A 13,060-nucleotide genomic window follows, 5' to 3' on the forward strand; every position below is an offset into this window, starting at 1 on the left:
CGCGTTCGCCATGGCATTGTCTGCCAGCCTTTTGCTGCGTCAAAACCAGTCTCTCGTGATGACACCGCAACTGATGCAGTCCATCCAGCTGCTTCAGATGACGCATTTCGAGTTGACGCAGTTTATCGCGCAGGAGGTGGAACGTAATCCGCTGCTGGAAATTGCGGCAAACGATGGCGATTTGAGCAATGACATGCCGGCGGAAGCCGACAATTTCGGCGACAGCGATGGTGACGGCGCGGGAAAATCCCCCAGCGTGACCGCGGATAGTGACGACTGGTACGGGGATCGCGCCGCCAATCTTGGCGAGCAACTCGACACGAGCTTCGAAAACGTCTTTCCCGACGATGGCGAGCCGAGAAAGGCCGATGCGCCCGAACTGGCGAGCCAGTGGAAATCGATGCCGGGCCAGGAATCCGGCGAAAGTTACGATCTCGATGATTTCGTCGCTGCAAAACAGAGCCTGGGCGACCATCTCAGTCAGCAATTGCCGCTCTCCATCTCTTCCCCCGAAGACAGGATGATCGCCGATGTGCTTATCGGCCAACTCGATGAGACCGGCTATATCGCCGCAGACGCTGTCGACGACGTCGCCGAGCGGCTGGGAGCGGCTCCTTCGACTGTCGAGCGGGTTCTGAAGACACTCCAAGGCTTCGATCCTCCCGGCGTATTTTCACGTTCACTGAGCGAGTGTCTGGCGATCCAGCTCGCGCAGAAGGACCGGCTCGACCCGGCCATGCGGGCTTTCATCGACAATCTCGAGCTTCTGGCGAAACGGGATTTCGCCTCCTTAAAGAAACTCTGCGGGGTCGATGAGGAAGATCTACTCGACATGCTGGCGGAAATCCGCACGCTCAATCCACGCCCCGGTGCAGGCTACGATTCAGCGGTTTCGGAGACCATCGTTCCCGATATCATCGTTCGTCCCTCCTCTTCCGGCGGCTGGCTGGTGGAAATCAATCCCGAGACCCTGCCACGCGTGCTCATCAACCAGAGCTATTTCGCCGAAGTCTCGAAACACAAGGCTCGCGCAGGAGAGGACCAGGACTTTCTGGCTGAATGCATGCAGACCGCCCATTGGCTGACCCGCAGCCTCGACCAGCGCACCCGGACGATCATGAAGGTTGCGACGGAGATCGTGCGTCAGCAGGATGCCTTTCTCCTCAATGGCGTGGATCACCTGCGGCCGCTGAACCTGAAGACGGTTGCGGACGCCATCAAGATGCACGAATCCACCGTCAGCCGCGTGACATCAAAGAAATACATGCTGACGCCACGGGGGCTGTTCGAGCTCAAATATTTCTTCAGCGTATCGATCAGCGCTGTGGAAGGCGGTGACAGCCATTCAGCGGAAGCAGTCCGTCACCGCATCAAGGCCATGATTGCGCAGGAAGCGGCTGATGCGGTGCTTTCCGACGACGATATCGTAGACAATCTAAAGAAGAACGGTATCGATCTTGCCCGCCGCACCGTCGCCAAATATCGGGAGGCGATGAACATCCCCTCCTCCGTGCAGCGACGCCGGGAAAAGAAGGCTCTTGCCAGGTTGTCCGCCTTCTGAGCGATGAACCCGATCACGTTTATGGCGGTTTTTTGCCGCACCATTGACTCTTGTCGCGGCAAGGGCTAGAAGCCCGCCGCACACGTAAGCAAGGTCATTTGTAACGGATTCATCTCCACCGTCCATGGGCGTAAAATTCGAATGAGGGCTTTTTAAGGTCTTCGAAACGCTTGGATGCGCGCGCGGCTTGACGTAAGCTGGTACTCGCAAATCACTACAAAAAGGAAAATTTCCATGAGTGTGCGTGTATCTGGTAAACATATGGAGATCGGTGAATCTTTCCGTCAGCGGATTGAGGACAATATAGGTCTGGCGGTTACCAAATACTTCGATGGGGGGTATTCAGGCCAAGTGACCGTAGAGAAGTCCGGATCGCGTTTTGCGGCCGATTGCAAGCTGCATCTCGATACGGGCGTTGTATTGCATGCGGCGGGTCAGGCGAATGATCCGCAAGCGAGCTTCGATGCCGCCGCCGAGCGGATCGAAAAGCGCCTGCGTCGCTACAAGCGCAAGCTCAAGGACCATCACAATGGTGCGAACGGCGTGTCGCAGGAAATCGCCTATACGGTGATGGATGCTATTCCCGATGAGGACCACGAGGTCCCCGAAGATTACGCACCCACCATTGTGGCCGAGAGTTCGAAACAGATTAAGACCATGTCTGTTGCCAGTGCCGTAATGGCGCTCGACATGACCGACGAACCGGTTCTGCTGTTCCGCAGCCCGGGCAAGGAATATCTCAACATCGTCTACCGGCGTCACGACGGCAATATCGGCTGGATCGACGCGGAAACGATCAAGAGCTGAACAGTCTGACAAGACGTGGAAGGCAGGACGCGAAAGTGCATCTGCCTTCCGCCTCGTCTCGATGGCATGAAGGAAAAAGAGAATGGCGTTGGCAGATTTGCTGCAACAAGATGCGATTATTCCCGCCCTCAAGGTGAATTCCAAAAAGCAGCTGCTTCAGGAGCTGGCCGCAAAGGCAGCCAGAATTACCGGAGTCTCGGAACGGGAAGTGTTCGACGTCATCCTCCAGCGTGAAAAGCTCGGTTCTACCGGTGTGGGCCACGGCATTGCCATTCCCCATGGCAAGCTCAACAGCATCCAGCAGATCACCGGTGTTTTCGCACGTCTTGAAACGCCGGTCGATTTCGAAGCGCTGGACGATCAGCCCGTTGATCTGGTTTTCCTGCTGCTGGCGCCAGAAGGTGCCGGCGCCGACCATCTGAAGGCACTTTCACGCATTGCGCGTGCCCTGCGCGACCCTGAACTGGTGGCCAAGCTGCGTGCTACAGATTCCGATACGGCGATCTACGCCTTCCTTAATCAGGAACAGGCAACGGCTGCCTGACGGCAGGCCTTCTATTCCCAGTTAATGGCAATAAAAAACGCGCCCTGAAGGCGCGTTTTTCGTTACGTCGGCACAGATGGCCTCAAGCGTCTTTTTCATTGACCGACGCGGTGCCCGGTTCGGCCGAGGCAGCGGTTTCCGCCTTCGGGCCGCCCTTGGAGACACCGACCATGGCGGGGCGCAGAACGCGGTCGCCAATGGTGAAACCGGCCTGAATTACCTGCAATACGGTATTGTTGGGAACCGTCGTGTTGGGAATCTCAAACATGGCCTGGTGGAAATTCGGATCGAACTTCTGGCCTTCGGCATCGATCTTCTTCACGCCATGGCGTTCCAGCGTCGACAGCATCGAGCGCTCGGTCATTTCGACACCTTCAATCAAGCCATTCAGGCCGGCTTCGCCATTGGTCTTGAGCTCAGCGGGAATGGCCTCGAGAGCGCGGCGAAGATTGTCTGAAACCGCCAGCATGTCGCGGGCAAAAGCGGCCATGGAGTAGGTCTTGGCATCCTTTACGTCGCGTTCCGTGCGACGACGAAGATTGTCCATTTCCGCGGCAAGGCGCAGGAACTTGTCGCGCAGGTCGGCATTTTCCGCCTTGAGCGCTTCGACCGGATCGGGCTCCGCCGTTTCAGCCTGTTCTTCGCCTGCCTGAACAGGTTCGACAAACTCTTCCGCGACGTCCGCGTCAGGTCCGGGCTTTTTTGTATCGTCGGTCATGACGTTCTCCAGATTAGACTGTTAGTGGTTGCGCCCGATATCGAGCTTTGGCGGGCAAAAATCAAGGCTTGCGGCGAAAAGCTTGCCGCATTCTCCTTCCTTGCCGGCTTGTCTATCTCTGTTTGCGGGAAAGGCGGGCCATGATCTGCGCGGTGTAATCCACCATGGGCACGATACGGGCATAATTCAGCCTGGTGGGCCCGATGACGCCGACCGCACCAACGACACGATTGTCCTCGTCACGATACGGCGCGACGATGAGCGAGGAACCCGACAGCGAAAAGAGCTTGTTTTCCGAACCGATAAAAATCCTCACTCCCGACCCACTTTCCGCGAGGTTGAGGATTTCAATGAGGTTTTCCTTACGCTCCAGATCGTCAAAGAGCAGGCGAACACGATCGATGTCTTCCTCGCCGGCCAGTCCCTCCAGCAGGTTGGACCGCCCGCGAACGATGAGACGACCAAGCTTGCCGTCCTCGCTATCGCCCGCCCAGACAGCCAGACCGCGTTCGATGAGATCCTGTGCCAGCGTGCCGAGTTCGGATTGCAGCTCCGCCTGCTGCTTCTGGAACTGGCCGCGCAATTCCTGCAGCGTCTGGCCGGACAGATGGGCATTGATGAAATTCGCAGCCTCGGTCAACTGTGACGAAGAAATGCCAGTCGGTAACTCTATGATGCGATTTTCGACCTGATTATGATCACCCACCAGCACGGCGAGCGCCTTGGTCGGTTCGAGCCTGATGAATTCGACATGCTTGAGCACCACATCGTTCTTGGCCGTCAGCACCAGGCCTGCGCCCCGCGACATCCCGGACAACATGCGGCTCGCTTCCGTCAGCAGCCCTTCCAGCGATTGCTCGTGACCGGCGACCGGCCCGATCTGGCGATCGATACTTGCGCGTTCCTCCGCCGGCAGATCGCCTACCTGCATGAAGGCATCGACGAAAAAGCGCAACCCGGTCTGGGTAGGAAGGCGCCCCGCGCTGATGTGAGGGGAATAGATGAGGCCCAGTTCCTCCAGATCGCTCATGACGTTCCGGACGGAGGCCGGTGAAAGCGACATCGGCAGCAGCCGCGACAGGCTGCGTGAGCCCAACGGTTCGCCGGTATCGAGATAACCTTCGACGATGCGCCGGAAAATTTCCCGCGACCGTTCATCGAGAAGCGATGCCTGATCTTTTGAAAGCGGTGCAGAAAAGCCCATTCGTCCGTTCTTTGTCGTCCATATCCTGTCTGCCATCAATATAATGCGTCGCGCGGCCGCGGCAAAATGGAAATTGGCTTTGCAAAAGCCAGGACCTCGCCTTAGAAGGCAGGGACCAACATGGAGAGTGGATCATATGCGGCCTTCAGGCAGAAAAACCGACCAGATGCGCAAGGTTTCCTTCGAGCGCAATTTCTCGAAACATGCCGAAGGCTCCTGTCTCGTGAAATTCGGCGACACGCATGTGCTCGTCACCGCAAGCCTCGAAGAAAAGACGCCGCCGTGGCTGCGCAACAGCGGCAAGGGCTGGGTTACCGCAGAATATGGCATGCTGCCGCGCTCCACCCATGAACGCATGAAGCGCGAAGCTGCTTCCGGCAAGCAGGGCGGCCGTACGCAGGAAATCCAGCGCCTCATCGGCCGCTCGCTGCGCGCCGTCGTTGACCTGCAGGCGCTCGGCGAACGCCAGATCAGCATCGATTGCGACGTCATCCAGGCCGATGGCGGTACCCGCACCGCCTCCATTACCGGCGCGTGGATCGCGCTGCACGATTGCCTGAAGTGGATGGAAACCCGCAACATGATCAAGGTCGAGAAAGTCCTGAAGGATCATATCGCGGCGATCTCCTGCGGTATCTTCGCCAACCAGCCGGTTATCGATCTCGACTATCTCGAAGATTCCTCCGCCGAAACCGACGCGAATTTCGTCATCACCGGCTCGGGCGGTATCGTCGAGGTTCAGGGTACTGCTGAAGGCGCGCCCTTTTCCGAAGAAGAATTCCTGACGCTGCTCGGCCTGGCCAAAGCCGGCTGCAGCGAATTGGTCGCCCTTCAGAAACAGGCCATCGCCTGAGCCGACAGGAAAGCGTGATGCGCAAGCTCGATACCAGAACCATCGTCGTCGCCAGCCACAACAAAGGCAAGATTGCCGAAATTGCCGATCTGATCGGCCCTTTCGGCTTTTCCGCCAAGTCGGCGGCTGAGCTCAACTTCGAAGAGCCGGACGAGACAGGCACGACCTTCGAAGAAAATGCCGCCATCAAGGCGCTTGCCTCTGCTAAGGCATCCGGTCTTCCGGCTTTGTCCGACGATTCCGGTCTGGTTATCGACGCGCTTGACGGTGCGCCCGGTGTCTACACCGCCAATTGGGCGGAGACGGCCGATGGCACACGCGACTTCGCCATGGCGATGCGGAAAGTTGAAGATGCACTGGCCGAGCATGGCGCATCGAAACCGGAAGATCGCACGGCCCGCTTTGTCAGCGTGCTGTGCCTGGCCTGGCCCGACGGTCATGTCGAGTATTTCCGTGGCGAGGTGGAAGGCACTGTCGTCTGGCCACCGCGCGGAACGAGCGGATTTGGCTATGATCCGATCTTCAAACCCGAGGGTTACGACACCACATTCGGTGAGATGACCGCGGACGAAAAACACGGCTGGAAACATGGCGACAGCTTTGCGCTATCGCACCGTGCCCGTGCGTTTAAAAAATTCGTAGAAACCTGCCTGGAGGCATGAACCCGATGGTCGGGGAGCACCAACTTTATGCCCCCGGCGCATCGCTTCTGCCGGATACGGGCGATCCCGGTTTCGGGATTTATCTGCATTGGCCCTTCTGCGCGGCCAAATGCCCCTATTGCGATTTCAACAGCCATGTCCGCCACCGGCCGGTAGATCAGGAGCGGTTTACGGCTGCCTTCCTGCGTGAAATGGAACATATGCGGTCGCTGAGCGGCCCGCGCGTCGTCACCAGCATCTTCATGGGCGGCGGCACGCCATCGCTGATGGACCCGCAGACAGTCGCAGCACTTCTTGATGGCGTCTCGCGCTTCTGGCATGTGCCGGATGGTATCGAGATCACCATGGAAGCCAATCCTTCGAGCGTCGAGGCAGAGCGGTTTCGCGGTTACCGGGCGGCGGGCGTCAACCGCGTCTCTCTCGGTGTGCAGGCGCTGAATGACCGCGACCTGAAATTCCTCGGACGGCTGCATGATGTCGCTGACGCCCTGAAAGCCATCAGGCTGGCGCGTGAGATTTTCCCGCGTATGTCCTTCGACCTCATCTATGCCCGCCCGAACCAGACGGTGGCCGAATGGGACGCCGAGCTGAAGGAAGCAGTCTCCTATGCCGTTGACCATCTGTCGCTCTATCAGCTGACGATAGAAGAAGGCACGCCCTTCTACGGCCTGCACAAGGCCGGCAAACTCATCGTGCCAGATGGCGAGCATTCGGCCGTGCTTTATGAAGCCACTCAGGAAATCACCGAGCGTTACGGCATGCCGGCCTACGAGGTTTCCAACCATGCCCGGCCCGGTGCTGAAAGTCGCCACAACCTCACCTACTGGCGTTATGGCGATTACGCGGGCATCGGTCCTGGCGCGCATGGGCGCCTGACGCGCGGCTCCTCCAAGCTCGCAACGGCGACCGAACGCCACCCTGAGACCTGGCTGGAAACCGTTGAGCGGGAAGGCCACGGCATGATCGATCAGGAACTCCTCGGCGTCGATGAACAGGCCGACGAATTGCTGCTGATGGGCCTTCGCCTGCGGGAAGGCATCGATCTCGCCCGCTGGAGCGATCTTTCCGGACGCGACCTCGACCCGGAAAAGGAAGAGTTTCTTCTCCAGCACGGCTTTGTGGAGCGGCTCGGAAACTCCCGGCTGCGCTGCACCCCATCGGGCATGCTCATTCTGGACGCCGTCGTCGCCGACCTCGCCTGCTGACACCCGCGCATCGGCTTTAGTCATCAAACAAGAAGAGAATAAAAAAGCGGCCCGGAGGCCGCTTTTTTCATGCGTTGTTTTCGTTGATCAGGCGCTTCAGCAGTTCGACCTCATGACCGAGCTTGGTATCGCCGGAGATCAGCTCCTCGATCTTGCGCACCGCATGCAGAACCGTGGTATGGTCACGTCCGCCAAAACGGCGGCCGATCTCCGGGAAAGACCGCGGCGTCAGCATCTTCGCCAGATACATGGCGATCTGGCGTGGCTTGACGATGACTCGGGTGCGGCGGTTGGACACCAGTTCCTGCCGCGACACGTTGTAATGCTTGGCGACGATCCGCTGAATATCCTCAATACGCACGCGCTTGGCCTCGCCCGTGCCGACGAGATGCGACAGTAGTTCATCGACCCGGTCGACCGACAGATTCGGTTCGAAAGAGCGCCGGAACATCAGCTGGTTGAACGCACCCTCAAGTTCGCGACCGCTCGCCGTAACGCTTTTGGCGACATGGGTCAGGATTTCGTCCGAAATATCAAAGGAAGGATCTTCCTGACGGGCCGAACCGAGGCGGCGGTTGAGCATTTCATAACGCATGTCGTAATCGGGCCCTTCGATCTCGATGGCCATGCCGCCCTGAAGGCGGGAGCGCACGCGCGGATCGAGCGATTCCAGTTCCCATGGAGCGCGGTCAGCCGCAACCACGACCTGCTTGGCGCTGTCGAGCAGCATGTTCAGCAGGTGGCAGAATTCGTGCTGGATCATCTTGCCCTGCAGAAACTGCATGTCATCGATGACGAGCAGATCGATATTGCGCAGCGTATCCTTCAGCGTCAGAGCGTCATTGTCACGGATCGCGGTTGCGAAACGCCACATGAAATATTCGGCCGTCAGATAAACCACGCGCGGATTGCGCGGGCTGTCGATGGCCGCATTCGCGATAGCCTGCAGAAGATGTGTCTTGCCGAGGCCCACACCCGCATGGATGAACAGCGGATTAAAACGCACAGCGCCGGCGCCGGCTTCTGCGATCGTCTTTGCGGCTGCAAGCGCAACACGGTTGGAGGAACCTTCTACAAACGTCTCGAAGGTGAAACGGGTATCTAGCGGTGACCCGAACAGCGGACCGGAGCCGCCCTGACGCAGGGTTGCCTGCGCGGCCACGGGCTGCGCAGAAGGCGCCGCCGCGGGCTGCTGCGGGACAAAAGGCTTGTTGCGCTGAACCGCCCCGATTTCCTGAGCGGGCTGTGTCCGTTCCTCAGCCTGGGCCGGGCGCACCGGGCGGCTGGCCGAGCGGACCAGAATCTCCACCTTCAGCACATCCGGATCCTCGCTCTGCACGAGGCTGGTGATCAGGTCCATATAACGGTTATTGATCCAGGACTTCAGAAAGGTCGTCGGAACGGTAAAACGAACGACGCTTTTCGAAACGGAATGGAGTTTCAGCCGTGCAAACCAGCTCGCATAGACTTCCGGACCAACCTGTGCCTTGAGCCGCGCGCTAAAACGTTCAAACAGCGCATCATGCTTCATTGCCGATTTGTCCCCTGCCGCCTCTGAGCAAGCTGCATCACATGCCTTTGGTGCGCGGTCCCCATCAGCCACCGCACCCATCGCCAAATTCAATTGCATATTGCCGCCTTTCAAATTGCCAATCATAGCCTGACGACCAAAATAGATCGCCAGAGATCCCCCTCGTTTATTCCCGCCCTCAGCGTTCCCCTCGAAAGAACGTCAAAGACTATTCTCGTTTGCGAGCCGGTTTCCCATTTCCCTCTCCCTCATGGAGAGGCCTGCGACACGCTCAAAACGCTCCTTTCGCCACAACCTTAAGGCGCATTTTTGAGGACAAAAAGCTCCCGCCCGTTCCGAGACCGAAACGGTACAAAAAGCTCCATGACCTGAAAAAACGGACCTCGAAAGACCCGTCAGCAAGAAGGTGAATATCGTCGATACGAACATCGAGATAATCTGTGGACTGAGATCCGCACCCCTTGTTGGAATGCATTTAGGCAGGATCGTGGGGAGAGATCAATGGCGTTTTTTCTGCAAAAACGTAGATCGGCCATTGACTCGCAAAGGCCGTTTTGCATCACCGTCAAGGTTCAAAGCAGAATCGCTTATGAATCAATGAGATTCAATTTTGGCGTTTTTTGAGAGCCTGTTTTGGCAAAAAAATAAAAATCTTCTTGACTCAAAACTTGCCCCGACTTCCGTAGAGCAAGCTTCCCATTTTGGAGAAGACCTCCAGCAAGTAATTGTTTTTGCTTAGTTTTTCCTGTCGTTCAGTTGACACGCATTTGTCACGTTACGGGAGGAATGATTAACAGGCGGTTAGAATCAGAAAAAGCCCGGTCAAAGACCAGGCTTTTTGAATAATTATTTGTAATTAGCCGGATTAGGCGGAAAGAGCCTTCACGCGCTGTGCAAGACGCGACACCTTACGGGATGCCGTGTTGCCATGCAGAACGCCCTTCGTAGCGGCGCGCTGGATCTCGGGCTGAGCTGCCTTCAAAGCTTCGGTAGCGACAGCGAGATCACCGGTAGCGATTGCTTCCTCGACCTTGCGGATGAAGCCGCGAACGCGCGAACGGCGAGCCTTGTTGACTGCGGTACGGCGAGCGATCTTGCGGGTCGCCTTTTTCGCCGAAGTTGTATTGGCCATGTATGCCTCTCTTCGAATTCAAACCAAATTCCGCAACCAGAGGATCGGGTCTTTCGAAGACCTCACGTAACCCAAGAATGCGGGAGTAATTTCGGACAAGCCGGATGGCTTTCCTTAACCGTGGGCGGGCATATACCGCTAAAGCTTACGCCCGTCAACGCGCAAAACGCTTAAAAGCGCCGATATTCCGAATCCTTAGCGATTCCGGAAAGCAGGTTTGCGCTTTTCGACGAAGGCCGCCATGCCCTCCTTCTGATCTGCCGTGGCGAAAAGCGACTGAAAGGACCGTCTTTCATATCTCAGACCTTCCGAAAGCGGCACTTCGAAGGAACGATTGACACTTTCCTTGGCCATGAGCACGGAGGCACGCGACAGCGACGCGATGCGGGTGGCGGCCTCCACCGCCTCGTCCATCAGGTTCGCGGCCGGTACGATTCTCGATACGAGACCGGCGCGCTCGGCTTCCGCCGCATCCATCATGCGGCCAGTCAGAACGAGGTCCATCGCCTTTGCCTTACCCACCGCACGCGTCAGCCGCTGGGAGCCGCCCATGCCTGGAATGACACCCAGCGTGATCTCCGGCTGGCCGAACTTTGCCGTATCGGATGCTATGATGAAGTCGCACATCATGGCGAGTTCGCACCCGCCCCCGAGGGCAAAACCGGAAACGGCGGCGATGACGGGTTTGCGGGTGGCCGCAACCTCGTCCCAGCCGCCAAGAAAATCGCCGACATAGGCATCGACGAAATCCAGCCCCTGCATTTCCTTGATATCGGCACCAGCCGCAAATGCCTTCTCAGAGCCGGTGATAACGACCGCACCGATGGAATCGTCCACGGAAAATGAAGACAGGATGTGTCGCAGCTCTTTCAGAAGCACGGAATTGAGAGCGTTTAGCGCCTTTGGACGATTGAGCGTGATGACCCCTACCTCGTCGCGCTTTTCGACCAATATCGTTTCATAATCCACGGCAGTCTCCCCTTCTCCGTCGTTCGTTCATTTCTGGCAGGCGGCGCAATAAAAGGTGGAGCGGCCAGCCTGCACCACCCTGTCAACCGTACCCCTGCAGCCGGGGGTACGGCAAGGCTGCCCCTCCTGATCGTAGACCGAAAAGGAATGCTGGAAATAACCAAGCGTTCCATCCGTCTGTATGTGGTCGCGCAATGATGAGCCCCCGGCGGCGATGGCATCGGCGATGACATCGCGGATTTTCTCCGTGAGATCGACAAGCTTCGCTGTGGGCTTGCCACCTTTCGTTACCAGCGTTCCGGCGGCACGCAGGGGGGAAAGATGGGCGCGCCACAGCGCCTCGCAGACATAGATATTGCCGAGGCCGGCAATAACCTTCTGGTCCAGCAGCGTGCTTTTCAGCGGTTGGCTTTTACCGTCGAACCGGCTCGCGAGATAATCCGCGCTCAGCGTATTGCCTGTTGGCTCCGGGCCAAGTTCCGCAAAGGCGGGATAAAGATCGAGCTTGCTGCGCTCCACCAGATGCATGAAGCCGAAGCGACGCGGATCATTATATATAACGCAGATGCGCTCTTCGCCTTTATCCAGATAAAAGACGACGTGGTCGTGCTTGCCGTCCTTCGAGCGGGGATGGTGGAACACGCCGGGTATGCTGCCTTCTGCATCGGCTTCCGCTTCCACGCGGAAAGAGCCGGACATGCCGAGATGGGACACGATTGTCAGCCCGTCCTCCAGCTCGATCAGAAGATATTTTGCCCGCCTTCCGAGCGAGATGATTGTCTTCCCCTCGATAAGCTCCGCGAAATCCTCTGGAAACGGAAACCGCAGGTCGGGGCGGCCGAGATGGAGCTTGCGAACCCTTGCCCCTTCCATGGCGGGAGCAAGGCCGCGTCTGACGGTTTCGACTTCTGGCAATTCTGGCATCTGGCTTATCCGGCAGTTTTTCGTTAGGACCATGTGGTCTATAAAGTGCACGCGAAATGTCGCGCCCAGGCGATGCGGCAACAGATAGCGTCGCCATGGCGTTTCCGCTATGGTCCGCCACGCAATAAATATGGAGACAGACGATGACCGACGCCCGTACCACCGCCCAAGGCGGCATGGAAACGTCCTATGGCTTCCACAAGGTGGACGAAGGCCAGAAGCAGGGGATGGTCAACGAGGTCTTCCACAAGGTGGCCAAGCGCTACGATATCATGAACGACGTGATGTCGGCCGGCCTGCACCGGCTGTGGAAGGACGCCATGGTGTCCTCGCTTTCGCCGCGCAAGGATCCCTCCTACAAGGTTCTGGACGTGGCTGGTGGTACCGGGGATATTGCCTTCCGGATCATCGAAGCTTCCAACCGTCTGGCGCATGCCACCGTTCTCGATATCAACGGCTCGATGCTTGCCGTCGGCGAAGAGCGCGCGGCGAAAAAGAAGCTTTCGGACAATTTGACCTTCGTGGAGGCCAATGCCGAGGAACTACCTTTTGAGGCGAACAGCTTCGACGCCTATACGATCGCCTTTGGCATTCGCAATGTTCCGCGCATCAACGTTGCGCTGAAGGAAGCGCACCGTGTGCTGAAGCGCGGCGGGCGGCTTCTGGTGCTGGAGTTTTCCGAAGTTGAGATGCCGCTGCTTGATCGCGTCTACGACGCGTGGTCGTTCAATGCCATTCCGCAATTCGGCAAGATGATCACCGGCGACGCTGAACCCTATCAGTATCTGGTCGAATCCATCCGTAAATTCCCCAATCAGGAGGATTTTGCGACGATGATCCGCACCGCCGGCTTCTCCCGCGTGACCTATACCAATTACACCGGCGGCATCGCCGCCCTGCATTCCGGCTGGAAGCTCTAAGACCATGGCCGGCACAGGCAGGAGACAAGC

13 protein-coding genes are annotated in these 13,060 nt (G+C 57.9%); 7 read left to right on the forward strand and 6 right to left on the reverse strand.

Annotated features, from left to right (window positions below; genetic code table 11):
• Nucleotides 1–10: 10 nt before the first annotated feature.
• The 3 genes from rpoN to ptsN all read left to right on the forward strand — a co-directional run bounded on the left by rpoN (nt 11) and on the right by ptsN (nt 2,912).
• Nucleotides 11–1,561, forward strand: a complete 1,551-nt coding sequence (gene rpoN / locus BLU28_RS03270; protein WP_035206686.1) for an RNA polymerase factor sigma-54 — start codon at nt 11–13, stop codon at nt 1,559–1,561.
• 234 nt (nt 1,562–1,795) lie between these two features.
• Entirely contained in the window at nt 1,796–2,368 is a 573-nt protein-coding gene (hpf, locus tag BLU28_RS03275; protein WP_003520085.1) for a ribosome hibernation-promoting factor, HPF/YfiA family, read from the forward strand.
• Between the two features lie 82 nt (nt 2,369–2,450).
• On the forward strand, nt 2,451–2,912 hold the full coding sequence (gene ptsN / locus BLU28_RS03280) for a PTS IIA-like nitrogen regulatory protein PtsN (RefSeq protein WP_004439537.1): 462 nt from the start codon (nt 2,451–2,453) through the stop codon (nt 2,910–2,912).
• An 82-nt stretch (nt 2,913–2,994) separates the two neighbouring features.
• Here the strand turns inward: ptsN and grpE are convergent, their stop codons facing one another.
• Both grpE and hrcA read right to left on the reverse strand, forming a co-directional pair.
• Nucleotides 2,995–3,630, reverse strand: coding sequence for a nucleotide exchange factor GrpE (gene grpE, locus BLU28_RS03285; RefSeq protein ID WP_022555501.1), 636 nt, complete (start codon nt 3,628–3,630; stop codon nt 2,995–2,997).
• 112 nt (nt 3,631–3,742) lie between these two features.
• A complete protein-coding gene (gene hrcA / locus BLU28_RS03290; protein ID WP_022555500.1) occupies nt 3,743–4,834 on the reverse strand; it encodes a heat-inducible transcriptional repressor HrcA in 1,092 nt (363 codons plus the stop codon).
• Nucleotides 4,835–4,970: 136 nt separating this feature from the next.
• Here hrcA and rph point away from each other — a divergent pair, with 136 nt between their 5' ends.
• Genes rph through hemW form a run of 3 tightly spaced genes read left to right on the forward strand, consistent with a single transcriptional unit; the run spans nt 4,971 to nt 7,554 of the window.
• Nucleotides 4,971–5,687 (forward strand): ribonuclease PH, encoded by a 717-nt coding sequence (gene rph / locus BLU28_RS03295; protein WP_003503798.1) that lies wholly within the window; start codon nt 4,971–4,973, stop codon nt 5,685–5,687.
• A gap of 17 nt (nt 5,688–5,704) precedes the next feature.
• Nucleotides 5,705–6,349 carry an RdgB/HAM1 family non-canonical purine NTP pyrophosphatase gene (gene rdgB, locus BLU28_RS03300; protein ID WP_004439530.1) on the forward strand — a complete coding sequence of 215 codons (645 nt, stop codon included), beginning with the start codon at nt 5,705–5,707 and terminating at the stop codon, nt 6,347–6,349.
• 5 nt (nt 6,350–6,354) lie between these two features.
• Complete coding sequence (gene hemW / locus BLU28_RS03305; RefSeq protein WP_077986818.1) at nt 6,355–7,554, forward strand: radical SAM family heme chaperone HemW; 1,200 nt, start codon at nt 6,355–6,357, stop codon at nt 7,552–7,554.
• Between the two features lie 67 nt (nt 7,555–7,621).
• Here the strand turns inward: hemW and dnaA are convergent, their stop codons facing one another.
• From dnaA to mutM, 4 genes are all read right to left on the reverse strand, one after another.
• Nucleotides 7,622–9,085 carry a chromosomal replication initiator protein DnaA gene (gene dnaA, locus BLU28_RS03310; RefSeq protein WP_006699682.1) on the reverse strand — a complete coding sequence of 488 codons (1,464 nt, stop codon included), beginning with the start codon at nt 9,083–9,085 and terminating at the stop codon, nt 7,622–7,624.
• An 865-nt stretch (nt 9,086–9,950) separates the two neighbouring features.
• The gene (gene rpsT / locus BLU28_RS03315; RefSeq protein WP_004439523.1) at nt 9,951–10,217 is read right to left on the reverse strand and encodes a 30S ribosomal protein S20; all 267 of its coding nucleotides are present in this window, start codon (nt 10,215–10,217) and stop codon (nt 9,951–9,953) included.
• Nucleotides 10,218–10,412: 195 nt separating this feature from the next.
• Nucleotides 10,413–11,186, reverse strand: a complete 774-nt coding sequence (locus BLU28_RS03320; protein WP_004439522.1) for an enoyl-CoA hydratase — start codon at nt 11,184–11,186, stop codon at nt 10,413–10,415.
• Between the two features lie 27 nt (nt 11,187–11,213).
• On the reverse strand, nt 11,214–12,110 hold the full coding sequence (gene mutM / locus BLU28_RS03325) for a bifunctional DNA-formamidopyrimidine glycosylase/DNA-(apurinic or apyrimidinic site) lyase (RefSeq protein WP_077986582.1): 897 nt from the start codon (nt 12,108–12,110) through the stop codon (nt 11,214–11,216).
• A 143-nt stretch (nt 12,111–12,253) separates the two neighbouring features.
• Between mutM and ubiE the strand changes: the two genes are divergently transcribed.
• Nucleotides 12,254–13,030: a bifunctional demethylmenaquinone methyltransferase/2-methoxy-6-polyprenyl-1,4-benzoquinol methylase UbiE gene (gene ubiE, locus BLU28_RS03330; protein WP_077986581.1), complete on the forward strand. Its 777-nt coding sequence runs from the start codon at nt 12,254–12,256 to the stop codon at nt 13,028–13,030.
• Nucleotides 13,031–13,060 lie beyond the last annotated feature (30 nt).

This window comes from Agrobacterium pusense (assembly GCF_900102105.1).
GTDB lineage: Bacteria > Pseudomonadota > Alphaproteobacteria > Rhizobiales > Rhizobiaceae > Agrobacterium > Agrobacterium pusense.

Coding starts and splice junctions, on each gene's coding strand:
- grpE (WP_022555501.1), bottom strand. CDS start 3,630: ATGACCGACGATACAAAAAAGCCCGGACCTGACGCGGACGTCGCGGAA.
- ubiE (WP_077986581.1), top strand. CDS start 12,254: ATGACCGACGCCCGTACCACCGCCCAAGGCGGCATGGAAACGTCCTAT.
- hpf (WP_003520085.1), top strand. CDS start 1,796: ATGAGTGTGCGTGTATCTGGTAAACATATGGAGATCGGTGAATCTTTC.
- hemW (WP_077986818.1), top strand. CDS start 6,355: ATGGTCGGGGAGCACCAACTTTATGCCCCCGGCGCATCGCTTCTGCCG.
- rpsT (WP_004439523.1), bottom strand. CDS start 10,217: ATGGCCAATACAACTTCGGCGAAAAAGGCGACCCGCAAGATCGCTCGC.
- ptsN (WP_004439537.1), top strand. CDS start 2,451: ATGGCGTTGGCAGATTTGCTGCAACAAGATGCGATTATTCCCGCCCTC.
- dnaA (WP_006699682.1), bottom strand. CDS start 9,085: ATGAAGCATGATGCGCTGTTTGAACGTTTTAGCGCGCGGCTCAAGGCA.
- mutM (WP_077986582.1), bottom strand. CDS start 12,110: ATGCCAGAATTGCCAGAAGTCGAAACCGTCAGACGCGGCCTTGCTCCC.
- rpoN (WP_035206686.1), top strand. CDS start 11: ATGGCATTGTCTGCCAGCCTTTTGCTGCGTCAAAACCAGTCTCTCGTG.
- rph (WP_003503798.1), top strand. CDS start 4,971: ATGCGGCCTTCAGGCAGAAAAACCGACCAGATGCGCAAGGTTTCCTTC.
- hrcA (WP_022555500.1), bottom strand. CDS start 4,834: ATGGGCTTTTCTGCACCGCTTTCAAAAGATCAGGCATCGCTTCTCGAT.
- rdgB (WP_004439530.1), top strand. CDS start 5,705: ATGCGCAAGCTCGATACCAGAACCATCGTCGTCGCCAGCCACAACAAA.